Origin of the sequence: Arsenicicoccus dermatophilus (genome assembly GCF_022568795.1) — a bacterium.
Lineage (GTDB): Bacteria > Actinomycetota > Actinomycetes > Actinomycetales > Dermatophilaceae > Arsenicicoccus > Arsenicicoccus dermatophilus.
The window spans coordinates 1,964,701-1,987,767 of the sequence record NZ_JAKZHU010000001.1; the positions used below are offsets into that span (position 1 = coordinate 1,964,701).

Consider the following 23,067-nt stretch of genomic DNA (forward strand, 5'->3'; position numbering starts at 1 on the left):
TTCGGGTCAAGTTATCGGCTTATTAGTACCGGTCAGCTCCACACGTTACCGTGCTTCCACATCCGGCCTATCAACCCAGTAGTCTAGCTGGGAGCCTCTCACCCTCTAGGGGCATGGAAACCTCATCTTGAAGCGTGCTTCCCGCTTAGATGCTTTCAGCGGTTATCACTCCCGAACGTAGCTAATCAGCGGTGCTCTTGGCAGAACAACTGACACACCAGAGGTTCGTCCATCCCGGTCCTCTCGTACTAGGGACAGCCCTTCTCAAGTTTCCTACGCGCACAGCGGATAGGGACCGAACTGTCTCACGACGTTCTAAACCCAGCTCGCGTACCGCTTTAATGGGCGAACAGCCCAACCCTTGGGACCTACTCCAGCCCCAGGATGCGACGAGCCGACATCGAGGTGCCAAACCATGCCGTCGATATGAACTCTTGGGCAAGATCAGCCTGTTATCCCCGGGGTACCTTTTATCCGTTGAGCGACGGCGCTTCCACAAGCCACCGCCGGGTCACTAGTCCCGACTTTCGTCCCTGCTCGACATGTCTGTCTCACAGTCAAGCTCCCTTGTGCACTTACACTCGAAACCTGATTGCCAACCAGGCTGAGGGAACCTTTGGGCGCCTCCGTTACCCTTTAGGAGGCAACCGCCCCAGTTAAACTACCCACCAGGCACTGTCCCTGATCCGGATCACGGACCGAGGTTAGATATCCAGAACGACCAGAGTGGTATTTCAACGTTGACTCCACACACACTGGCGTGCATGCTTCACAGTCTCCCACCTATCCTACACAAGCCGTACCGAACACCAATACCAAGCTATAGTAAAGGTCCCGGGGTCTTTCCGTCCTGCTGCGCGTAACGAGCATCTTTACTCGTAGTGCAATTTCGCCGAGTTCGCGGTTGAGACAGTAGGGAAGTCGTTACGCCATTCGTGCAGGTCGGAACTTACCCGACAAGGAATTTCGCTACCTTAGGATGGTTATAGTTACCACCGCCGTTTACTGGCGCTTAAGTTCTCAGCTTCGCCGTGAGGCTAACCGGTCCCCTTAACGTTCCAGCACCGGGCAGGCGTCAGTCCGTATACATCGAATTACTTCTTCGCACGGACCTGTGTTTTTAGTAAACAGTCGCTTCCCCCTGGTCTCTGCGGCCACTCACGCTCTACACGCAAGGTGCGTCACGCTCATGGCCCCCCTTCTCCCGAAGTTACGGGGGCATTTTGCCGAATTCCTTAACCACGATTCACTCGATCGCCTTGGTATTCTCTACCTAACCACCTGAGTCGGTTTGGGGTACGGGCGGCTCAGTCCCTCGCTAGAAGCTTTTCTAGGCAGCATAGGATCACCCTCTTCCCGCATACGCGGTCACTATCAGATCTCAGCCACATGGCATGCGGATTTTCCTACATGCCGGCCTACATCCTTAGACGTGGACAACCATCGCCACGCGGAGGCTACCTTCCTGCGTCACTCCATCGCTTAACTACTACTGGCTCAGGTCACCTCATCCACGACTCACCCACCCGAAGGTGGTTAGAGCCGCTTCACCAGGTTTAGTATCACCAGCCTCGCTAGGGGCGGTACTGCGCCGGTTCCGGAATATCAACCGGATGTCCATCGACTACGCCTGTCGGCCTCGCCTTAGGTCCCGACTTACCCAGGGCAGATTAGCTTGACCCTGGAACCCTTGGTTATTCGGCGGACGGGTTTCTCACCCGTCATTCGCTACTCATGCCTGCATTCTCACTCGTGTGGCGTCCACGACTGGATCACTCCGCCGCTTCACTCGCCACACGACGCTCCCCTACCCATCAACACGCCTGAACCACAAGGGCTTAGCAATGTGTCAATGCCACAGCTTCGGCGGTGTGCTTGAGCCCCGCTACATTGTCGGCGCAAAATCACTTGACCAGTGAGCTATTACGCACTCTTTAAAGGGTGGCTGCTTCTAAGCCAACCTCCTGGTTGTCACAGCAACTTCACATCCTTTTCCACTTAGCACACGCTTAGGGGCCTTAGCTGGTGATCTGGGCTGTTTCCCTCTCGACTACGGAGCTTATCCCCCGCAGTCTCACTGCCACGCTCTCACTTACCGGCATTCGGAGTTTGGTTGACGTCAGTAACCCGGTGGGGCCCATCAGCCATCCAGTAGCTCTACCTCCGGCAAGAAACACGTGACGCTGCACCTAAATGCATTTCGGGGAGAACCAGCTATCACGAAGTTTGATTGGCCTTTCACCCCTACCCACAGCTCATCCCCCCAGTTTTCAACCTAGGTGGGTTCGGTCCTCCACGCGGTCTTACCCGCGCTTCAACCTGGCCATGGGTAGATCACTTCGCTTCGGGTCTAGACCCAGCGACTCTATCGCCCTGTTCGGACTCGCTTTCGCTACGGCTTCCCCACACGGGTTAACCTCGCCACTGAGCACTAACTCGCAGGCTCATTCTTCAAAAGGCACGCCGTCACCCCACAAAGAGGCTCCGACGGATTGTAAGCGCACGGTTTCAGGATCTATTTCACTCCCCTCCCGGGGTACTTTTCACCTTTCCCTCACGGTACTTGTCCGCTATCGGTCACCAGGGAATATTTAGGCTTAGCAGGTGGTCCTGCCAGATTCACACGGGATTTCTCGGGCCCCGTGCTACTTGGGATGCTCTCCAGCAGTCCACGACGTTTCGGCTACGGGGGTAACACCCTCTGTGCCCGGCCTTTCAAGACCGTTCGCCTACATCATGGATTTCTTACTGCTCACCAGCATGTCAGTGCTGGTAGGAAAGTCCCACAACCCCGGCCGTGCAACCCCTGACAGGTATCACACACGACCGGTTTAGCCTCTTCCGCGTTCGCTCGCCACTACTGACGGAATCACTGTTGTTTTCTCTTCCTGTGGGTACTGAGATGTTTCACTTCCCCACGTTCCCTCCACACACCCTATATATTCAGGTGCAGGTGACTGGACATACCTCCAGCCGGGTTTCCCCATTCGGAAATCCTCGGATCACAGTCTGGTTATCGACTCCCCGAGGCTTATCGCAGATTCCTACGTCCTTCGTCGGTTCCTGGTGCCAAGGCATCCACCGTGCGCCCTTAAAAACTTGGCCACAAAGATGCTCGCGTCCACTGTGTAGTTCTCAAAACACAAACCCGTGACCACCACATCACCACACCCACAGGCATGGCTTCGACAGTCCAGGAGAAACAACCCGACACACCCCCGACCAGCTCCTCCACACAGGAAGACCCAGCCATACCAGGGGCAGCCCGATGTCTCAGGACCCAACAGCGCGCCACGACACCCACCACCACCAGCAACTTTCCCCACCCGACACCCCCCGAAAGGAGTCCCGAGCCGTACTCGCCACCAGCACCAGCCGGCGCCATCCGTTCGATGTTCCACCCTTGAGCACCCCCACCACACGTTCGGTGGTGAAGAGGCATATGCTCCTTAGAAAGGAGGTGATCCAGCCGCACCTTCCGGTACGGCTACCTTGTTACGACTTAGTCCCAATCGCCAGTCCCACCTTCGACGGCTCCCCCCACAAGGGTTAGGCCACCGGCTTCGGGTGTTACCGACTTTCGTGACTTGACGGGCGGTGTGTACAAGGCCCGGGAACGTATTCACCGCAGCGTTGCTGATCTGCGATTACTAGCGACTCCGACTTCATGGGGTCGAGTTGCAGACCCCAATCCGAACTGAGACCGGTTTTTTGGGATTCGCTCCACCTCGCGGTATCGCAGCCCTTTGTACCGGCCATTGTAGCATGCGTGAAGCCCAAGACATAAGGGGCATGATGATTTGACGTCGTCCCCACCTTCCTCCGAGTTGACCCCGGCAGTCTCCTATGAGTCCCCACCATCACGTGCTGGCAACATAGAACGAGGGTTGCGCTCGTTGCGGGACTTAACCCAACATCTCACGACACGAGCTGACGACAACCATGCACCACCTGTACACCGACCTTGCGGGGCACCCATCTCTGGATGTTTCCGGTGTATGTCAAGCCTTGGTAAGGTTCTTCGCGTTGCATCGAATTAATCCGCATGCTCCGCCGCTTGTGCGGGCCCCCGTCAATTCCTTTGAGTTTTAGCCTTGCGGCCGTACTCCCCAGGCGGGGCGCTTAATGCGTTAGCTGCGGCACGGAACTCGTGGAATGAGCCCCACACCTAGCGCCCAACGTTTACGGCATGGACTACCAGGGTATCTAATCCTGTTCGCTCCCCATGCTTTCGCTTCTCAGTGTCAGTTATGGCCCAGAGACCTGCCTTCGCCATCGGTGTTCCTCCTGATATCTGCGCATTTCACCGCTACACCAGGAATTCCAGTCTCCCCTACCACACTCTAGTCTGCCCGTACCCACGGCAAGTCCAACGTTAAGCGTTGGATTTTCACCGCAGACGCGACAAACCACCTACAAGCTCTTTACGCCCAATAATTCCGGACAACGCTCGCACCCTACGTATTACCGCGGCTGCTGGCACGTAGTTAGCCGGTGCTTCTTCTGCTCCTACCGTCACTTTCGCTTCTTCAGAGCTGAAAGAGGTTTACAACCCGAAGGCCTTCATCCCTCACGCGGCGTCGCTGCATCAGGCTTTCGCCCATTGTGCAATATTCCCCACTGCTGCCTCCCGTAGGAGTCTGGGCCGTGTCTCAGTCCCAGTGTGGCCGGTCGCCCTCTCAGGCCGGCTACCCGTCGTCGCCTTGGTGAGCCACTACCTCACCAACAAGCTGATAGGCCGCGAGTCCATCCTCCACCACAATGCTTTCCACCCACTGCAGATGCCTGCGTGGGTCGTATCCAGTATTAGCCCCGGTTTCCCGGAGTTATCCCAGAGTGAAGGGCAGGTTACTCACGTGTTACTCACCCGTTCGCCACTAATCCACCCAGCAAGCTGGGCTTCATCGTTCGACTTGCATGTGTTAAGCACGCCGCCAGCGTTCGTCCTGAGCCAGGATCAAACTCTCCGTAGAAAATTTGTACAATCCCAGCAAACAGAACAACAACCTGACGTTGCTGTCCGTCTACCAAAGGAACCTCAAACGAGGTAAAAAATTGGCATCAAACTTAGGCACGCTGTTGAGTTCTCAAACATCGGACGCGCAACACCGTCGGGACTCTGACGAGTCCTTGCTGATGAGGGCTTCGATTGCGAACAAGATCTTGGGCTTCTCGGACCAGAGTGTTTCCACTCTGCGGTGCGCGCTTGGCTTGCTCTTCCTCTACTTTATCAGGCCTTCTTCGTTCTTCCTAATCGAGCGTTTCCGCTGCGATCTGGCATCACGAATCGACCTGAACCAGTCGAGGTGTTGTCGTCCGCGAGACCGGCCTACTTCGCTGCGAGGTTTCCCTGCTAGCAGTGGTGTCCGTTGCTCCCTGTCCGGGCGACATCGAGAACATTACGGGAAGGTGACCGGTGAGTACAAGTCCCCTGGTCAGAACGGGTGTGGCCCCAGTAGCGGCCCCCGAGGGGAGCGGCTACCGGGGCCACCTCGGCGACCCGGACGGGCTCAGGCCGGCATACGACCTGCTGCCATCGACTTGCGCCCGCGGCGGAGCAGGACCACCCGGCCGTGCAGGAAGTCCGGCGCACCGATGATGGCCTCCGGGTCGCAGACCTTGACGCCGTTGACCGACGCCCCACCGTCCTTGAGCGCGCGACGCGCTTCGTTGCGGGACGCGACCAGCCCGCAGGACACGAGGGCGTCCACCACGGTGTCCCCGGGGCGCACCTCTCCCCCGGGCAGCTCGGCCGTGGCGTCCAGGAGGGTCTGCTCGTCCAGAGTGCCGAGGTCCCCCTTGCCGAACAGCGCCTCGGAGGCCGCCTGGACCGAGGCCGTGGCCGCGGCCCCGTGCACCAGGGTGGTGACGTCCGCCGCGAGGGTCTTCTGGGCGGTACGCCGGAAGGGCTCCTCCGCCACCTGTCGCTCCAGCTCGGCGATCTCCTCCCTCGTGCGGTCGGTGAAGACCTTGAGCAGGGTGACCACCGAGGCGTCCTCGACGTTGAGCCAGTACTGGTAGAAGGCGTAGGGCGAGGTCATCGCCGGGTCCAGCCAGACGGCGTTCCCCTCGGACTTGCCGAGCTTGTTGCCGGCCGAGTCGGTGACGAGGGGTGTCGTCAGCAGGTGCACGGACGCCCCCTCCACCCGGTGGATCAGGTCGGAGCCGGCCGTGAGGTTGCCCCACTGGTCCTGCCCGCCCGTCTGCAGGGTGCACCCGTGGCGGCGGTAGAGCTCGAGGTAGTCCAGGCCCTGGAGCATCTGGTAGCTCAGCTCGGTGAAGCTGATGCCCTCGTCGCTGGCGAGGCGGGCGGCCACCGCGTCCTTCTTGATCATCTGGTTGACCCGGAAGTGCTTGCCCACGTCCCGCAGGAAGTCCAGCGCCGTGATCTGCTCGGTCCAGTCCAGGTTGTTGACCATCAGGGCGGGGTTGTCCCCCTCGAAGGTCAGGAAGGGGCGGACCTGGCGCTGGATGGCGGCGGTCCACTCGGCCGTCTGCTCCTTGGTCTTGAGCACGCGCTCGGAGGTGGGCCGGGGGTCACCGATCAGACCGGTCGACCCGCCCACCAGGGCGATGACGCGGTGTCCCGCCCGCTGCAGGTGCCGCAGCATGATCAGCTGGACCAGGTTGCCGAAGTGGAGCGAGGGCGCCGTGGGGTCGAAACCGCAATAGACCGTGATCGGTCCGTCCTCAAGGGCCTGACGCAGGGCCGCCTCGTCGGTGGACTGCGCCACCAGGCCTCGCCACTGCAGCTCGTCGAGGATCGCGCTCACAGGTCTCGTCTCCTTGCTCGTCGTCGCCCCGGCACACGCCGGGGCATGCCCATCGTGCCAGGTGGCTGGGCCGGGGCGCGTCCGGACGTCAGCGCCGGGGCGCCGCCGGATCCCCCTCCAGCATCGCGAAGTGGTACTCGTCCACCCAGGTGCCGTCGAGCTGGGTGGCCTTGCGCAGAGCGGCCTCCTGGGTCATGCCCAGGGACCTCACCAGGCGGCTGGCGGCGGTGTTGCCCTCCAGGGTGATCGCGAACACCCGGTGGGCGCGCAGGTCGCGGAAGGCGTGGTCGAGCAGCGCCCGGCCGATCTCGGAGGCGTAGCCGCGCCGGTGGTACTTCGCGTGCAGCACACAGCTGAACTCGTAGACGTCCGGGTGCTCGTAGCGGTGGAAGACCACGTGCCCCACCACCCGATCCTTGGACTTGCGCACGAGGGCGAGCACCGGCGGGTCGTCCCCCACCCAGCGGGACAGGAACCGGCGCACCTGCTTCTCGGAGTAGGTGTCGTCGACGAAGCGCATCACCTGCGGGTCCGCGAGATAGCTGCGCACCGCCTTGAAGTCGTCCTCCTGGAACGGCCGCAGCCGCAGCCGGGACGTCTCCACGGCCTCGCTCACGGCCGACACCGGCCTGTCGTTGCTCACCTGCTGCGCTCCCACTCGGCGTCCATGACCCCGTCGTCGTCTCCCTGCCGACTCAAGAGTAGGTGCCGATCCGCCGTCGCCGCGCGGTCATCCACGTCCCACGTGTGGCGCCGTCACCCGGTCCGTGAGCGGCGCCGCCGTGACGTCGCGGGCCGATAGGTCGACACGCAGGGCTCGTCCGCGAGCCAGAAGCGCCACGGATAGCTCTCGCCGTCGCCACCGGGCCCGGACACCCCGACCCGTGGCCCGGTGCGAATCTCCCCCGCCGGAGAGGCCCCTCGCTCGAGGGTGACCTCTCCCCCGGCGACCAGGTCGAGGCCGCCGTGACCGAGGTCCAGCCCGAGCGCCCGGGTCAGCCGCCCCGGCCCGCGAGCCCAGTCCCGAGGCCGTATGCCGGGCCCTCGCCGCTCGCCCACGACCTCGTGCCCACCCACCACCTCACCCGCACGCAGCAGCACCGCCGAGGCCTCGCCCGTCGGTCCGGTGACGACGTTGACCGCGTGGTGCATGCCGTAGGAGAGGTAGACGTAGAGGTGACCGGCCTCCCCGAACATCACCTCGGTGCGCGGCGTGGGTCCCCGAAAGGCGTGCGACCCCGGGTCCTGGGGTCCGGCATACGCCTCGACCTCGGTGAGACGCAGCGCGACCGGACCGTGCCGCAGCACGCAGCCGAGGAGGTCTGGGGCGACCTCCAGCACCGGACGGGCGTAGAACGCGCGGTCGAGGACCATCGGGTCAGTCCCGCAGGGGCAGGGTGGAGCCGGCGAACTCCCGCAGCCGGAGGGCACGTTCGCGGACGAGGTCACGCTGCTCGGTCACCCGCGCGGGGGCCGTGCCGCCCTTGGCGTCACGAGAGGCGAGCGAGCCGGCCACGGACAGCACCGACCGCACCCCGGGCGTCAGGTGCTCGCTGATGCCCGCCAGGTCCGCGTCGGTGAGGTCCCACAGCTCGCAGCCACGCTCCTCGCAGACCCGCACGCAGGCCCCCGCCACCTCGTGCGCCACCCGGAACGGCACGCCCTCGCGCACGAGCCACTCGGCGACATCCGTCGCGAGCGAGAAACCTTGCGGGGCAAGGGATTCCAGCCGGTCCTCGTGGAAGACCAGGGTCGCCACCATGCCGCTGAACGCCGGCAGGAGCAGCTCCAGGGTGTCCACCGCGTCGAAGACCGGCTCCTTGTCCTCCTGCAGGTCGCGGTTGTAGGCGAGCGGGAGACCCTTGAGGGTGGTCAGCAGGCCGGCCAGGTCACCCACCAGGCGACCGGCCTTGCCGCGGGCGAGCTCGGCGACGTCGGGGTTCTTCTTCTGCGGCATGATGCTCGACCCGGTCGAGTAGGCGTCGTCCAGGGTGACGAAGCCGAACTCCTTCGTCGCCCACAGCACGACCTCCTCGGCGAGCCGGGACACGTCGACCGCGGTCATCGCGCAGACGAAGGCGAGCTCGGCGACGACGTCCCGCGAGGCGGTGCCGTCGATCGAGTTGTCCACGGCGGCGGCAAATCCCAGGTCGGCGGCCACGGCCTCGGGATCCAGACCCAGCGACGACCCGGCCAGCGCCCCCGACCCGTAGGGAGACACGGCGGCGCGGGCGTCCCAGTCGACGAGCCGCTCCACGTCGCGCAGCAGCGCCCACGCGTGGGCAAGCAGGTGGTGCGCCAGCAGGACCGGCTGGGCGTGCTGCAGGTGGGTGCGGCCAGGCATCGCCGTCGCGGGGTGCGAGTCCGCCTGCGCGACCAGGACGTCCACGACGTCGAGGACCAGTCCGGCGATGGTGCGGGCGTGGTCGCGCAGGTACATGCGGACGAGGGTGGCGACCTGGTCGTTGCGGGAGCGACCGGCCCGCAACCGCCCACCCACGTCGGCCCCGGCCCGCTCGATGAGCCCGCGCTCGAGCGCCGTGTGCACGTCCTCGTCCTCCGGCGCGGGCACGAAGGCACCCGACGCCACGTCGGCGCCGAGCTGCCGCAGCGCCCCCAGCATCGTCTCCAGGGCGGCGTCGTCGAGCAGGCCGGCGCGGTGCAGCACCCGGGCATGGGCCCGTGATCCGGCCAGGTCGTAAGGAGCCAGCCGCCAGTCGACGTGGGTGGACACCGACAGGGCGGCCAGGGCGTCGGCGGGGCCGCCGGCGAAGCGGCCGCCCCACAGGCTGGTGCGCTCGGAGCTCATGTGGATCCTCGGGGTAGGGGCCCGGTCCGGGCCCGCCGTGCGTCGGGGGAAGGGGGTCGGAGCGACCCGTCGCCGTCCGGTCAGGACGGCGCGGTCCTCGTGGGGTGCCGGGTCGGTCCTCGGGCCGGGCCGCGGCGGGCCTGGGGACCAGGGCCGGTCAGGCCCTCGTGGCCGCCCGGGTCAGTCCTCGTGGACGCCTGCGAGCCGCAGGAGCCTGGCCGCCACGGCCTGCCCGCCGTCCGGCTCGGCGGCGATCACCAGGATGGTGTCGTCACCGGCGATGGTGCCCACGATGTCGCCCTCGCGGGCCATGTCGATGGCGCTGGCGAGGAAGTTGGCCGCACCCGGCGGGGTCCGCACGATGACGAGGTTGGCGGAGGGGCGGGCCGAGACCAGGAGCTCCTCGCAGACCTTGCGCAGACGACCCGACACCTCGGCGTCGTCGGGCGCGATGCGCGGCGTCTGGTCGCCGCCCAGCCCCGGCAGGGCGTAGACGAGGGTGCGGCCCTGGCGGACCTTGACGGCGCCGAGGTCCACCAGGTCGCGGGACAGCGTCGCCTGGGTGATCTCGACCCCCTCTGCGGAGAGCAGCTCGAGCAGCTCGTTCTGCGACCGGACGGTGGTCCGGGCGAGGATGTCGGCGATCAGCTGGTGCCGGGCGCCGCGGGTCTGGGCGATCATCGGGGTCCTCCCTGAAAGGCGGTGGTCTGGTCGAGGACCGGGGGCAGCGCGAGGACGAGCTCGTCGGCCTGGTCGGTGGTCAGGATGAGCGGGGGCGCTAGACGCAAGGCGTCCGGCCGCACGGGGTTGACGATAACGCCTGCTCCCTGGAGCCCCGCCGTGACCTCGGTCGAGCGCTCGTCCGCCAGCCCGACGGCCCGGAGCAGCCCGACCCCGCGCACCTCGGTGACGGCCGGGTGGCCGAGGCCGAGCAGGGCGCGCCCGAGGTGGTCGCCGGTCGCGGTGGCCCGTGCCAGGAGGTCCTCGCCCGCCACGGTGTCGAGCACGGCCAGAGCAGCGGCGCAGGCCAGCGGGTTGCCGCCGAAGGTCGTGCCGTGCTGGCCCGCCCCGAGCAGGCCCGAGACCGCGTCGCCATACGTCAGGACCGCCCCGATCGGCACGCCGCCCGCGAGGCCCTTGGCCAGGGTCATCACGTCCGGCTGCACCCCGTGCGCCTGGTGGGCGAACCACCTGCCGGTGCGCCCGACACCGGTCTGGATCTCGTCCACGATCATCAAGGCGTCCGTGGCAGAACAGGTCTCCCGGACGGCACGCAGAAAGCCGGGCGGCGCCGGGAGGACCCCGGCCTCGCCCTGGATCGGCTCGACGACGACGGCGGCCACCGTGTCGTCGACCGTCGCGCGCAGGGCCGCCTCGTCCCCGAAGGGCACGAACGTGACGTCGACGCCGAACGGCACGAAGGGCTCACGGTAGGCCACCCGGTGGGTGAGCGCGAGCGCCCCGAGGGTCCGGCCGTGGAAGGCGCCCTCCATCGCGACGACGCGGCGCCGACCGGTCCGCAGGGCCACCTTGAGGGCCGCCTCCACGGCCTCGGTCCCGCTGTTGCACAAGAAGACCCGCGAACCCGCAGGCGCCTGCGCCAGGGTCAGCAGCCGCTCCCCCAGCCGCACCTGGTCCGGGGTGACGAAGAAGTTCGAGACGTGCACCAGCTCACGCGCCGCACGCTCGATCGCCGCCACCAGCGCCGGGTGGCCGTGGCCCAGGCTGCTCACCGCGATCCCGGCGAGCAGGTCGAGGTAGCGTCGCCCGTCCGCGTCCCAGACGTGGCAGCCCGCGCCCCGCACGAGCGTGAGCCGGGGCCGTCCGAAGACGCCCAGCAGCACCTCCTGGGACCGGTCGAGAGTGCCCTGCGAGGTGGTCATGCGGTCCCCTCCGGCCGAGCCGCGGTGATCATCGTGCCGACGCCTTCGCTGGTGAAGACCTCGAGGAGCAACGAGTGCGCCACCCGCCCGTCGATCAGGTGCGCCTGCGGCACCCCACCACGGACCGCCGCCACGCACGCCTCCAGCTTGGGGATCATCCCGGCCTCGACCCGACGGGCCAGCTCGGCGGCCTGGTCGACGTCCAGGTGGGCGACGAGCGAGTCCGGGTCCGGGTGGTCGAGGTAGACCCCCTCGACGTCGGTGAGCACCACGAGCTTGGTGGCGCCGAGGGCGACCGCCAGCGCCGCGGCCGCGGTGTCGGCGTTGACGTTGAGCACCCGACCGTCGCCGTCCAGGTCCGGCGCCACCGTGGAGACGACGGGGATCCGCCCGGCGTCCAGGATGTCCTCCACCGCCGCCGGGCTCACCTCCACCACCTCCCCCACCAGGCCGAGGTCGACCTCGGTGCCGTCCACGACGGTCCCGCGGCGGCGTGCGCCCAGGAGGTGGGCGTCCTCCCCCGACAGGCCGACCGCCAAGGGACCGTGCTGGTTGAGCAGGCCCACGAGCTCGCGACCGACCTGTCCGGTGAGGACCATCCGCACCACGTCCATGACCTCGGGCGTCGTGACTCGCAGACCCCCGCGGAAGTCGCTGGACATCCCCAGCCGGCCGAGCATCGCCCCGATCTGGGGGCCACCCCGTGCACCACGACCGGTCGGCCGACGAGCACGGTGCCGGGGGCCTCGCCGGGGCCACCCCCGTGCACCACGACCGGTCGGAGCCCGGCGTAGCGCAGGAAGGCGACGTCCTGGGCGAAGGCCGACTTGAGCTCGTGGTCGACCATCGCGTTGCCGCCGTACTTGACGACGACGAGGGCGCCGCGGAGCTGCTCCATCCACGGCAGGGCCTCGGTGAGCACCCGGGCCTTGGCCAGGAGCTCGGGGTGGGAGTGCAGGAGCCGGGGCGGGGCCGGGCGGCGCGGGCCGGGGTGCGTGGTCATGTGCTGTAGGCCGAGTTCTCGTGGACGTAGTCGTGGGTGAGGTCGTTGGTCCAGACGACGACCGCGTCGGTGCCGGCGTGCAGGTCGACCAGGACGTGCACCTCCCGTCCGGACAGGTCCACCAGCTTGCGCGGGTCGCCCGGCGCGGTGGCACGGCATACCTGGATCCCGTTGACGGACACGTCGATCCGCTGGGGGTCGAAGGTCGCGCCCGTGGTGCCGACCGCGGCCACCACCCGCCCCCAGTTGGGGTCCTGACCTAAGATCGCGCACTTCAGCAACGCGTTGCGGGCGACGGCGCGGGCGACCTCGAGCGCGTCGTCCTCCCCGGCCGCCCCGACGACCTCCACGGCGATGTCGTGGTGCGCGCCCTCGGCATCGGCCACGAGCTGGCGGGCCAGGTCCAGGCACAGGTCGGTCATCAGCGCGGTCAGCTCCTCCTCCGACGGCCGTATGCCGCTCGCTCCGCTCGACATCAGCAGCACCATGTCGTTGGTGGACCGGCAGCCGTCGGAGTCGACCCGGTCGAAGGACCGTGCCGTCGCCCGTCGCAGCGCCCGGTCGAGGACCTCGGGGTCGACGACCGCGTCGGTGGTGAGCACCACGAGCATCGTCGCGAGGGAGGGCGCCAGCATCCCGGCCCCCTTGGCCATCCCACCGACCACCCAGCCCGCCCCCGTGCGGACCGCCTGCTTCGGTCGGGTGTCGGTCGTCATGATCGCGACGGCAGCGTCCTCGCCACCCGCCCGGTCGAGCCGCCGCGAGGCCTCGGCCACGCCGGCGCCCAGCCGATCCATGGGCAGGCGCTCGCCGATCAGGCCGGTGGAGGCGACGACGACATCGCTCGCGCTGATGCCCAGGAGCCCCGCGACCTGCTCGGCGGTGCGGTGGGTGTCGAGGAAGCCCTCGGGCCCGGTGCACGCATTGGCTCCGCCGGAGTTGAGGATCACGGCGTCGACGCGCCCGTCCCGGACCACCTGTCGGCTCCAGGTGACCGGCGCCGCCTCGACCCGGTTGGTGGTGAAGACGGCGGCACCGTGGTGGTCCGGGCCGTCGTCGACGACCAGGGCGACGTCGGGACGCCCGCTCGCCTTGAGGCCGGCGGCGACCCCGCAGGCCCGAAATCCCCGTGCCGCCGTCACGCTCATGGCGCCACCCCCGTCCGCGGCAGGCCCAGGGTCTCGTCCAGACCCAAGGCCAGGTTGAGGCACTGCACGGCCGCGCCGGCGGTGCCCTTGGTGAGGTTGTCGATGGCGGCGACCGCCACGACCCGGCCCAGCCGCTCGTCCACGGCCACCTGGACGTGGACGAGGTTGCTGCCCAGCACGTCGGCGGTGCGCGGCCACCGACCCTCGCGGAGCAGGTGCACGAAGGGCTCGTCGGCGTAGGTGCGCTCCCACGCGTCCCGCACCGTGCTCGCCGCCACGCCGGGGCGCAGGCGGGCGGTGGCGGTGGCGAGGATCCCTCGGGCCATCGGCGCGAGGGTGGGGGTGAACGAGACGGCGACCGGCTCGCCCGCGGCCACGGTGAGGTTCTGCTCGATCTCGGGGGTGTGCCGGTGCACCCCACCGACGGCGTAGGGCGACAGCGAGCCCATCACCTCGGCCCCCAGCAGGTGCGCCTGGAGCCCCTTGCCGGCTCCGCTCGTGCCGCTCGCCGCCACGACCACGACGTCGGTCGGCTCCAGCAGCCCGGCCGAGAAGCCCGGCGCCAGAGCAAGACCGACGGCGGTGGGATAGCAACCGGGCACGGCGACCCGGCGGGCTCCCCGGAGCGCATCGCGTCCCCGACCGCCCGTGGCGAGGGGCAGCTCGGGCAGGCCGTAGGGCCAGGTCCCGGCGTGCGGCGAGTCGTAGAACTCCGCCCAGGCGCGCGCGTCGGTGAGACGGAAGTCGGCCCCGCAGTCCACCACGACCGCGTCCGCGGGCAGCGCGGCGGTCAGCTCCGCGGAGGCCCCGTGCGGCAGTGCCAGGAGGACCACGTCGTGACCGGCGAGGACCTCGGGGCGGGTCGGCTCGAGGATGCGGTCGGCCAGGGGGCTCAGGTGGGGGTGGACGTCCCCGAGGCGTGCCCCGACCTGCGCGCCGGCGCACAGGGCGCCGATCTCGATCCGGGGGTGGCCGAGCAGGAGCCGGAGGAGCTCCCCTCCGGCATACCCGCTGGCTCCTGCCACGACCACCGACGTCATTGCATAATAATACGACTCATTGATTCAATATGCGAGCCGGGACGCGCAGCGACTCAGCCGGTGACCGGGTCCCCCTCGCCGTAACCGATCAGGCCGATGGTCCGGGCCCGGTCGTCCAGGCCACGCGCGGCCCGGACCGCCAGGCTCTGCGGGGTGTCGGCACCCGCGCGGACCATCCGGCCGGACCAGGCGTCCAGCTCGCCCGACGCCAGCGCGAGGGCCAGCTCCACGACGTCCTGCAGGTCGGTCCACTCCTCGCGCCCCTCGTGCTGGGGCATCGCCGCGGTCATGTCCGTGCGCACCACCCCGGGGGCGAGGTCGAAGGCCCGGACGCCGTGCTCGGCCCCTGCCAGGTGGATCGCGCCGGTGATCCGCGCCAGGGCGGTCTTGGAGACGTGATAGGCGCTCTGCAGACCGTCGGCCCGGGTGCCGGAGCCGCTGTTAACGTCGATGACCCGGCCACCCCCGCCCGCGATCATCACGGGGACCACGGCGCGGGACAGCAGGAAGGGCCCGAGGACGTTGGTCTGCTGCACCGCCCACCACTCGTCCACGTCGGCCTCCCAGAGCAGTCGGGGTGGCTCGATGACGCCGGCGTTGTTGACGAGGACGTCGACGCGCCCGTGCCGCTCCAGGACCTCGGCGAGCAGCACCTCGACCTGGTCCCGGTGGACGACGTCCAGCGGGGAGCCGGTGGCGTCCAGGCCGGCAGCCGACAGCTCGTCCGCCACCCGGCGCGCACCGATTCCGTCGCGAGAGGTCAGCTCGACGGCATACCCCGCCTGGGCGAAGCCCCGTGCCAGGTGGGCGCCGATCCCGCGAGAGGCCCCGGTCACCAGGGCGACCGGCCTCGCGCCCGGCGCGCCTGCGGGGCGGGTCGGGACGGTCATCGCTGCACCGCGCCGGTCGCCGTGCGCGCCGCCTCGATGGCCCGGTCGCGCAGCTCGCTCACCTCGGCGGTGGTCAGGGTGCGGTCGGCCGCGCGGACGCTGAGCCGGAAGGCCAGGGACTTGTGCCCCTCGCCCACCTGCTCGCTGCGGAAGACGTCGAACAGGGCCACGGACTCCAGATCCGCTCCCGCACCGGTGCGCAGGGCCTGCTCGACCTCGGCGGCGGGCACCGCCTCGGCCACGACCAGCGCGACGTCGGAGTGCGCGAGCGGGTAGGTCGACAGCTTGCGCGCCTCGGCGACCGTGCCGGCCGCCGCGCGGGTGAGGACGGACAGGTCGAGCTCGGCCGCGCAGGTGCGCTCGGGCAGCTCGAGCGCCGCGACGACCTTGGGGTGCAGCTCGCCGGCGTGCCCGACCACCGAGCCGTCCGCCAGCGTCAGCCGGGCGCAGCGACCGGGGTGCCAGGGGGCGACCTCCGCCTGCTCCACCCGCAGCGGCACCCCCAGGGCACGCCCCAGCTCGCGGGCGACCGCGATGGCGTCGCCGGCGGCCACCGGGCGGGCCTGCTCCCCGGGCCCGGCCGGCTCGGCGTCCCCGCACAGGGCCAGACCGACGTGCCAGGGCTGCTCGGGCACCGCGTCGTGGATGGCGTCCAGCACCTCCTGGGTCGGTCGCGCACCGAGGCCGGGCACGGGAGCGCGCGTGGGCTCCGCGGCGGCGCGGGTCACCAGGCCCAGCTCGTAGATCCCGACGTCGCGACGGCCGCGGGAGACGTTGCGGCGCAGGACGTCCAGCAGGGTGTCCAGGACGCCGGTCCGCATCAGCGGCTGCTCGTCGTTGATCGGGTTGGCCAGCCGGACGGTCCGCCGACGCTCGTCCGTCGCGTCGTAGCGCAGCGCGTCGAACCGGGCCTGCGACACGAAGGGAGTGCTCAGCACCTCGACCAGGCCCTGCTGGGCCAGGGTCTGGGCGGCGAGGCGGCGGACGCGCTGCTCGGGGCCGAGCCCACGGCCGCCGGGGGCATGCGGGAGCACCGACGGTATGGCGTCGAAGCCGCGCACCCGGGCGACCTCCTCGACCAGGTCGGGACCGTAGCGCAGGTCCGGTCGCCAGCTGGGCGGCGTCACCCGGAGGGTGTCGCCCTCGAGCTGCTCGACCTCGCACCCGATCTCGCCGAGCACGCGGACGACCTCGTCGGTCGGGAAGTCCAGGCCCACCAGCCGGGACGGCAGGGTGGCGTCGACGGTGAAGGGCTCGAGCGCCGCCACCTGGCCGACGTCGGTGACGCCGGTGTCCACCGTGCCGCCGCCGAGCTCGACGAGCAGCTGCACCGCCAGCTCGGCGGCCGCCGCGGTCAGTGCCGGGTCGACCCCGCGCTCGAAGCGCTTGGCCGCCTCGCTGGGGATCTTGTGGCGCCGCGCCGACCGGGCCACCGTGACCGGGTCGAAGTGCGCAGCCTCCACGAGCACGTCGGTGGTCCGCTCGTCGACCTCGCAGTCCTCGCCGCCCATGACCCCGGCGATGACCAAGGGGCGCGTGCCGCCGTCGGTGATCAGCAGGTCCTCGGCGTCGAGGGCACGGTCCACCCCGTCGAGCGTGGTCAGCCGCTCCCCCGGGCGGGCCCGACGCACCTCGATCGACCCGGACAGCTTGCCGAGGTCGAAGGCGTGCAGCGGCTGGCCGAGGAGCAGCATCACGTAGTTGGTGACGTCGACGGTCAGCGAGATCGGGCGCATGCCGAGCTGGGTGAGCCGGGTCGCCATCCACCGGGGGGTGCTCGCGGAGACGTCGATGCCCCGCACCATCCGCGCCACGTAGCGGTCGCAGCCCGGCCGGCCGGCCGGTGGCGCCTCGTCCGCGAGCCGCACGGGGTAGCCCGAGTCGTCGGCCGCGGGAGCCGCCGCTGCCGGCGCAGCCGCCGGATCGACGTACGGCGCACCAAGACTCAGGGCGAGGTCCCGCGCCACCCCCCGCATGCTGAAGGCATAGCCGCGGTCGGGGGTGACGTTGACCTCGACGACCTCGTCGCCGAGACCGAGCAGCTCGATCGCGTCGGCCCCGGGGACGCACCGGGCCAGGCGCTCCGGGTCGTCCGCGAGGTGGTCGCGCAGCAGGATGATCCCGCTGTGGTCCTCCCCGAGCCCGAGCTCGTCCACCGCGCACATCATCCCGTGCGACACGTGGCCGTAGGTCTTGCGCGCGGAGATGGTGAAGCCGCCCGGCAGCGTCGCGCCCGGCAGCACCACGACGACCAGGTCGCCGACGGCGAAGTTGTGGGCCCCGCAGACGATCTCCTGAGGCTTGCCCTCGGTGACCCGCTGCCCGTGCTCGCCGACGTCCACCGAGCACCAGCGGATCACCTTGCCGTTGCGCTGCGGCTCCTCGGTGAAGTCGAGGACCTGGCCGACGACGAGCGGCCCGGTGATGTCACCACCGTGCAGGCCCTCCTCCTCCAGGCCGACCTTGACCAGGGCGGCCGCGATCTCGGCACCCGTCATCGACGGGGGGACGGCCTGCTCCCCCACGAGCTCCCGCAGCCACGAAACCGGTGCGCGCATCAGATCTCCATCCCGAACTGCTCGCTGAAGCGGACATCACCCTCGACGATGTCGAACATGTCCGGCACGCCGTGGCGCAGCATGATCGCCCGCTCGATGCCCATGCCGAACGCGAAGCCGGTGAAGCGGTCGGGGTCGATCCCCGCCGCGGACAGGACGTTGCGGTTGACCATCCCGCAACCACCCCACTCGATCCACCCGGTGCCGCCGCAGACCCGGCAGGCGTCGTCGCGACCCAGGCAGATCGGGCACTGGAAGTCCATCTCGGCGCTCGGCTCGGTGAACGGGAAGAAGGCCGGGCGCAGCCGGGTCGTCACCTGCGGCCCGAACAGCTCCGCGGCGAAACGGTCCAGGGTGCCCTTGAGGTGGGCCATCGTCAGGCCCTCGGCCACGGCCAGACCCTCGATCTGGTGGAAGACGGGGGTGTGGGTCGCGTCCAGGTCGTCGGTCCGGAAGACCTTGCCGGGGCAGACGATGAACAGCGGCAGCTCCCGGGTCAGCATGGCGCGCATCTGCACCGGAGAGGTGTGGGTGCGCAGCACCAGGCCCGCGTCGGCCGGCTCCACGAAGAAGGTGTCCTGCATCGCCCGGGCCGGGTGGTCCGGCCCGAAGTTGAGGGCGTCGAAGTTGAACCACTCCGCCTCGATCTCGGGCCCCTCGGCCACCTCCCATCCCAGGCCGGTGAAGATCTCGGCGATCCGCTCGATCGTCAGCGAGATCGGGTGGCGGGCACCGACCCGCCGGCGCTCCGGCACGACGGTGACGTCCACCCGCTCCTCGACCAGCATCCGCTCCTCGTGCTGCTCCTCCAGGAGCTGCTGGCGGGCCTTGAGGGCGGATCCGACGCGGCCGCGGGCCTGACCGACCCGCTTGCCCGCGTCGGCCTTGGCCTGCGGGGGCAGCGCACCGATCTCCCGGTTGGCCAGGGCGAGGGGCGAGCGGTCGCCCGCGTGCGCCAGCCGGACGGCCTTGAGCTCGTCCAGGGACTGCGCCCCCTCGATCGCGGCCAGGGCGTCGGCGACGTTCGCCTCGATCACTGCCGGGTCGAGGGTAGACACCTCGACCGGGTCGTACTGGGTGTTGGGTCCGGACATCGCTCCCACTCACGTCGGCTCGTCACGCCGCGCACACCTCGCGCCGGCATCGTGAGCCATCCTAGTGCGGGCGTATGCCGAGTCCCGCCGGTCGTCCGCAGGCGGCGCTCCGACCCGGGGGTCGCTCAGACGACGTGCTCGGGCACACCCGCGGGCAGGGTGAACCGGAACTGGGCCCCGCCGCAGTCGGCCCGGCCGACGGTGATCCGGCCGCCGTGCGCCTCGACGAGGCCACGGACGACATACAGCCCCAGGCCCGTGCCCCCGCGCCGGGTGGAGTGCCAGAACCGCGTGAAGACCATCGCGTAGTTCTCCTCGGCGATGCCCTCGCCCTCGTCGGAGACCGAGGCGACCAGGTGCTCGCCCGCCGGGTCGCCCTCCAGATCGACGTAGACGGTCCCCGCGCCGTGACGCAGGGCGTTCTCCACGAGGTTGGCGAGGACCTGGTCGATGCGGTCCGGGTCGGCCCACACCTCGGGGAGCTCGCCACGCACCTGCAGCCGGAAGCGGTCCGGGGTGTGGCCGGAGGCGACCAGACCCTCGAAGTGACGCTCGACCAGCCGCGGGAGATCCACCGGCTGGCGATGGATCTCGAGCCGGCCGCTGTCGATGCGGGAGACGTCCAGGAGCTCGGCGACCAACCGGGTGACGCGATCCGTGTCCGCCTCGATGGTCTCCAGCATCAGCCGCTTCTGGTCGTCGGTGAAGCGATCCCAGCGCCGCAGCAGCGTGGAGGTGAAGCCCTTGATGCCCGTCAGCGGGGACCGCAGCTCGTGCGCCACGGTGGAGATCAGGGCCGAGGTCTTCTGCTCGGCCCGGCGCCGGGAGGTCCCGTCGCGCAGGCAGATCACCAGCTCTTGCACCGGCCCGCGCGGCCGCTCGCGCCCGATCGTGGCCGTGACGAAGACCTCGTGGCCGCCAGGGAGGACCAGATGCGCCTCGGTCAGCCGGGCGCGGGTCGGGAGCCCGCCCAGGGGGTCGGCGCACGTCCACCAGGAGCGTCCTTCGAGGTCCTGGAGCCGCATGGCCTGGCGGGCGTCCTGACCCGGGAGCGACCCCGCCGGCGCGCCGAGGATCTGCGCAGCACGACGGTTGGCCCAGGTGATCCGGCCCCCGGCCCCCACCACGACCACACCGTCCGGGAGGAGATCGAGGTCCGGCCGGGGCGCGGGGTCCTGCGCCATGATCGCGGCCGGGGGCAAGGTGCGCTCTCCGGTCGTCTCCGTCGTCATGGCAGAACCATAGACGGCGGAGCGGACATCGCGTCCGAACGAGGACATTCCGACGCTCACGAGATGTGGATCCGCCGGGCCGAGGCGTAGAGGCACACCGTGGCCGCCATCGCGAGGTTGAGCGACTCCGCGTGGCCGTGGATCGGTACCCGCACGACATCGTCGCACCGGCGTCGGGTCTCCTCGGGCATCCCCCAGGCCTCGTTGCCCATCACCCAGGCGTGCGGCTCGACGAGCCGGTCCTCCACAGCCGGGTCGGTGAGCAGCAGGTCGCCGTGCCCGTCCGCGGCGATCAGGCGTATGCCGGCTGCGCGGAGCCGGTCCAGGATCTCGTCCACCGGCAGCCCCGTGACGACGGGCAGGTGGAACAGCGACCCGACGGTGGAGCGAACCACCTTGGGGTTGTAGACGTCCACGCTCGCCTCGCTGACCACGACCGCGTCGGCCCCGACGGCATCGGCCCCCCGCAGCACGGTCCCGGCGTTGCCCGGGTCCCGGACGTGGGTGAGCACGCACACGAGGCGGGGCCGGGCCGCGAGGACCGTCCCGAGGTCCACGTCCACGTGCCGGCAGACCGCGAGCATGCCCTGGGGGGCCTGGGTGTCCCCCATGGCCGCCAGCGCCTCGTCGCCTACCTCGCGGACCGTGAGGCCGGCGTCCCGGGCGGCGGTGAGGACCGGCTCGTGCCGCTCGAAGGAGGAGGCGGTGACGTAGATCTCCCGCACCAGGTCCGGGCGGAACGCGACCGCCTCCCACACCGCCTGGGGCCCTTCGGCCAGGAAGGCCTGCTCCCGCTCCCGGACCGACCGGCGGGTGAGGGCGTGCACGGCGCGCACCCGATCGGCGCGCGGGTTGGTGAGCACGGGGCCACGGGCATGCCTCGGGGGGCGACCAGCAGGCTGGTCGCCCCCCGAGGGCTGGTGCTCGCGGGAGCCGTGGTGCGGCATACGGAGCGGTGCGTCCGGTCGGACGGTCAGGCGGCGGTGGTCGACGCCGGGACGTTGGCCCGGGCGATCTCGACCAGCGCGGCGAAGGCCGGCGCGTCGTTGACGGCGAGCTCGGCGAGCATGCGACGGTCGACCTCGACACCCGCGGCCTTGAGGCCCTGGATGAAACGGTTGTAGGTCATGCCGTTGGCGCGGGCCGCAGCGTTGATGCGCTGGATCCACAGGCGACGGAAGTCACCCTTGCGGGCGCGACGGTCGCGGTAGGCGTAGACGAGCGAGTGGGTGACCTGCTCCTTGGCCTTGCGGTACAGGCGGGACCGCTGACCGCGGTAGCCGCTGGCGCGCTCGAGGACGACCCGGCGCTTCTTGTGGGCATTGACTGCCCGCTTCACGCGTGCCACGTGATTACTCCTTCAGGGAAAGCTGCAGAAAGGGAAAGGGGCTCACTTGCCCAGGAGGCGCTTGATCTTCTTCTCGTCGGCCTTGGCCACGACGACGTCAGGCACCAGGCGACGCGTCTGACGCTTGGCGCGCTCCTCGAACTTGTGCACGTGGTGCGCACGCTCGCGCATGACCTTGCCCGAGCCGGTCAGGCGGAACCGCTTCTTGGCACCGGAGTGCGTCTTGTTCTTCGGCATGGTGCCGATCTCCTCTTGCTCGTTGACGGGCTCTGGAAAGCTGTGGGTGGAGGCGAGAGCCTCACTCGACGACCGCGACCTGCGCGGCCGGGGTCTCGGCATCGGCGACCACACCGTCGGGGGTCTCCGACGCCGGGGCGGCGTGGGCCGGGTCGCCGTCGTCCGGACCCTCGTCCTCCAGGCCCGGACGCGCAGCGTCCTCGCGGCGCTTGCGCTGCTCGGCCTTGGCGTCGGCCTTCTTCTTGACGGGCCCCAGGACCATGACCATGTTGCGCCCGTCCTGCTTGGGCGCAGACTCCACGAAGCCCAGCTCGGCGACGTCCTCCGCGAGACGCTGCAGCAGGCGGAAGCCCAGCTCGGGCTTGGACTGCTCGCGACCGCGGAACATGATCGTCACCTTGACCTTGTCCCCGCCGTTGAGGAAGCGGACGACGTGGCCCTTCTTGGTGCCGTAGTCGTGCGGGTCGATCTTGGGGCGGAGCTTGATCTCCTTGATGACCGTGTTGACCTGGTTCTTGCGGGCTTCACGTGCCTTCTGCGCCGCTTCGTACTTGAACTTGCCGAAGTCCATGAGCTTGGCGACGGGAGGCTTGGCCATCGGAGCCACCTCGACCAGGTCGAGATCGGCCTCCGCGGCCAGACGCAGGGCATCCTCCACACGGACGATGCCGACCTGCTCACCGTTAGGTCCAACAAGGCGCACCTCGGGGACCCGGATGCGCTCATTGATACGAGGCTCGCTGATGTGATGCTCCTTCGTCGAACAGGTGGTGGACCGGCCGGAAAAGCAAAGAGGCTCCTCGCAACCTGCGCGAGGAGCCTGCACCACCAGAGGACGCCGCCGACCCGCACGAGGCGGGCGCCGACATCGACGTCTACCATCCGTCCAGGACGGCGACGACGACCGTCGCACGTCGCGACGGGACCTCAGGACCCGACTGCCTGTCGAGCGAGCTCGGTCGGCGGTAGCGGGTGGAAGCGGAGCTTCTCTTGCACGTGACCCCCATGTGGGGTCACCGGTCAGGGGTCAACTCTACCAGCAGGAGGTGCTG

Annotated in this window: 16 protein-coding genes, 2 rRNA genes and 1 pseudogene; all 19 read right to left on the bottom strand. The window is 69.1% G+C overall.

All coding sequences use genetic code 11. The features are described 5' to 3' along the window. Positions 1 to 2 precede the first annotated feature (2 nt). The 19 genes and pseudogenes from MM438_RS09125 to infC all read right to left on the bottom strand — a co-directional run bounded on the left by MM438_RS09125 (position 3) and on the right by infC (position 22,760). A 23S ribosomal RNA gene (locus MM438_RS09125) occupies positions 3 to 3,105 on the bottom strand. A 348-nt stretch (positions 3,106 to 3,453) separates the two neighbouring features. After that, a 16S ribosomal RNA gene (locus MM438_RS09130) occupies positions 3,454 to 4,973 on the bottom strand. The 16S and 23S rRNA genes sit together here, the layout of an rRNA operon. Before the next feature lie 537 nt (positions 4,974 to 5,510). Continuing rightward, entirely contained in the window at positions 5,511 to 6,773 is a 1,263-nt protein-coding gene (tyrS, locus tag MM438_RS09135; RefSeq protein WP_241452149.1) for a tyrosine--tRNA ligase, read from the bottom strand. 88 nt (positions 6,774 to 6,861) lie between these two features. Further along, positions 6,862 to 7,416: a GNAT family N-acetyltransferase gene (locus tag MM438_RS09140; RefSeq protein WP_241452150.1), complete on the bottom strand. Its 555-nt coding sequence runs from the start codon at positions 7,414 to 7,416 to the stop codon at positions 6,862 to 6,864. A 113-nt stretch (positions 7,417 to 7,529) separates the two neighbouring features. Then, positions 7,530 to 8,147, bottom strand: coding sequence for a DNA-3-methyladenine glycosylase (locus MM438_RS09145; RefSeq protein WP_241452151.1), 618 nt, complete (start codon positions 8,145 to 8,147; stop codon positions 7,530 to 7,532). Between the two features lie 4 nt (positions 8,148 to 8,151). Beyond that, positions 8,152 to 9,582 carry an argininosuccinate lyase gene (argH, locus tag MM438_RS09150; protein WP_241452152.1) on the bottom strand — a complete coding sequence of 477 codons (1,431 nt, stop codon included), beginning with the start codon at positions 9,580 to 9,582 and terminating at the stop codon, positions 8,152 to 8,154. Between the two features lie 180 nt (positions 9,583 to 9,762). Next, complete coding sequence (locus tag MM438_RS09155; protein ID WP_241452153.1) at positions 9,763 to 10,263, bottom strand: arginine repressor; 501 nt, start codon at positions 10,261 to 10,263, stop codon at positions 9,763 to 9,765. After that, a complete protein-coding gene (locus MM438_RS09160; protein WP_241452154.1) occupies positions 10,260 to 11,465 on the bottom strand; it encodes an acetylornithine transaminase in 1,206 nt (401 codons plus the stop codon). The genes MM438_RS09155 and MM438_RS09160 overlap by 4 nt, the downstream gene beginning before the upstream one ends. After that, positions 11,462 to 12,363, bottom strand: a pseudogene (argB, locus tag MM438_RS09165) (acetylglutamate kinase). Before argB ends, MM438_RS09160 begins: the two are co-directional and overlap by 4 nt. A gap of 101 nt (positions 12,364 to 12,464) precedes the next feature. After that, a complete protein-coding gene (gene argJ, locus MM438_RS09170; RefSeq protein ID WP_241452155.1) occupies positions 12,465 to 13,616 on the bottom strand; it encodes a bifunctional glutamate N-acetyltransferase/amino-acid acetyltransferase ArgJ in 1,152 nt (383 codons plus the stop codon). Further along, complete coding sequence (gene argC / locus MM438_RS09175) at positions 13,613 to 14,656, bottom strand: N-acetyl-gamma-glutamyl-phosphate reductase (protein ID WP_241452156.1); 1,044 nt, start codon at positions 14,654 to 14,656, stop codon at positions 13,613 to 13,615. Before argC ends, argJ begins: the two co-directional genes overlap by 4 nt. A 53-nt stretch (positions 14,657 to 14,709) precedes the next feature. Continuing rightward, positions 14,710 to 15,546 (bottom strand): SDR family NAD(P)-dependent oxidoreductase, encoded by an 837-nt coding sequence (locus tag MM438_RS09180; protein ID WP_241452157.1) that lies wholly within the window; start codon positions 15,544 to 15,546, stop codon positions 14,710 to 14,712. Beyond that, the gene (gene pheT, locus MM438_RS09185; protein ID WP_241452158.1) at positions 15,543 to 18,104 is read right to left on the bottom strand and encodes a phenylalanine--tRNA ligase subunit beta; all 2,562 of its coding nucleotides are present in this window, start codon (positions 18,102 to 18,104) and stop codon (positions 15,543 to 15,545) included. Before pheT ends, MM438_RS09180 begins: the two co-directional genes overlap by 4 nt. Continuing rightward, positions 18,104 to 19,198 (bottom strand): phenylalanine--tRNA ligase subunit alpha, encoded by a 1,095-nt coding sequence (gene pheS, locus MM438_RS09190; protein ID WP_241452159.1) that lies wholly within the window; start codon positions 19,196 to 19,198, stop codon positions 18,104 to 18,106. Before pheS ends, pheT begins: the two co-directional genes overlap by 1 nt. A gap of 125 nt (positions 19,199 to 19,323) precedes the next feature. Continuing rightward, entirely contained in the window at positions 19,324 to 20,430 is a 1,107-nt protein-coding gene (locus MM438_RS09195; protein WP_241452160.1) for a PAS domain-containing sensor histidine kinase, read from the bottom strand. Between the two features lie 56 nt (positions 20,431 to 20,486). Continuing rightward, a complete protein-coding gene (locus MM438_RS09200) occupies positions 20,487 to 21,293 on the bottom strand; it encodes a TrmH family RNA methyltransferase (protein ID WP_241452161.1) in 807 nt (268 codons plus the stop codon). 110 nt (positions 21,294 to 21,403) lie between these two features. After that, positions 21,404 to 21,778: a 50S ribosomal protein L20 gene (gene rplT / locus MM438_RS09205; protein ID WP_241452162.1), complete on the bottom strand. Its 375-nt coding sequence runs from the start codon at positions 21,776 to 21,778 to the stop codon at positions 21,404 to 21,406. A 42-nt stretch (positions 21,779 to 21,820) separates the two neighbouring features. After that, on the bottom strand, positions 21,821 to 22,015 hold the full coding sequence (gene rpmI / locus MM438_RS09210) for a 50S ribosomal protein L35 (RefSeq protein WP_019287233.1): 195 nt from the start codon (positions 22,013 to 22,015) through the stop codon (positions 21,821 to 21,823). 61 nt (positions 22,016 to 22,076) lie between these two features. Further along, complete coding sequence (gene infC, locus MM438_RS09215) at positions 22,077 to 22,760, bottom strand: translation initiation factor IF-3 (RefSeq protein ID WP_241453413.1); 684 nt, start codon at positions 22,758 to 22,760, stop codon at positions 22,077 to 22,079. Positions 22,761 to 23,067: the final 307 nt, after the last annotated feature.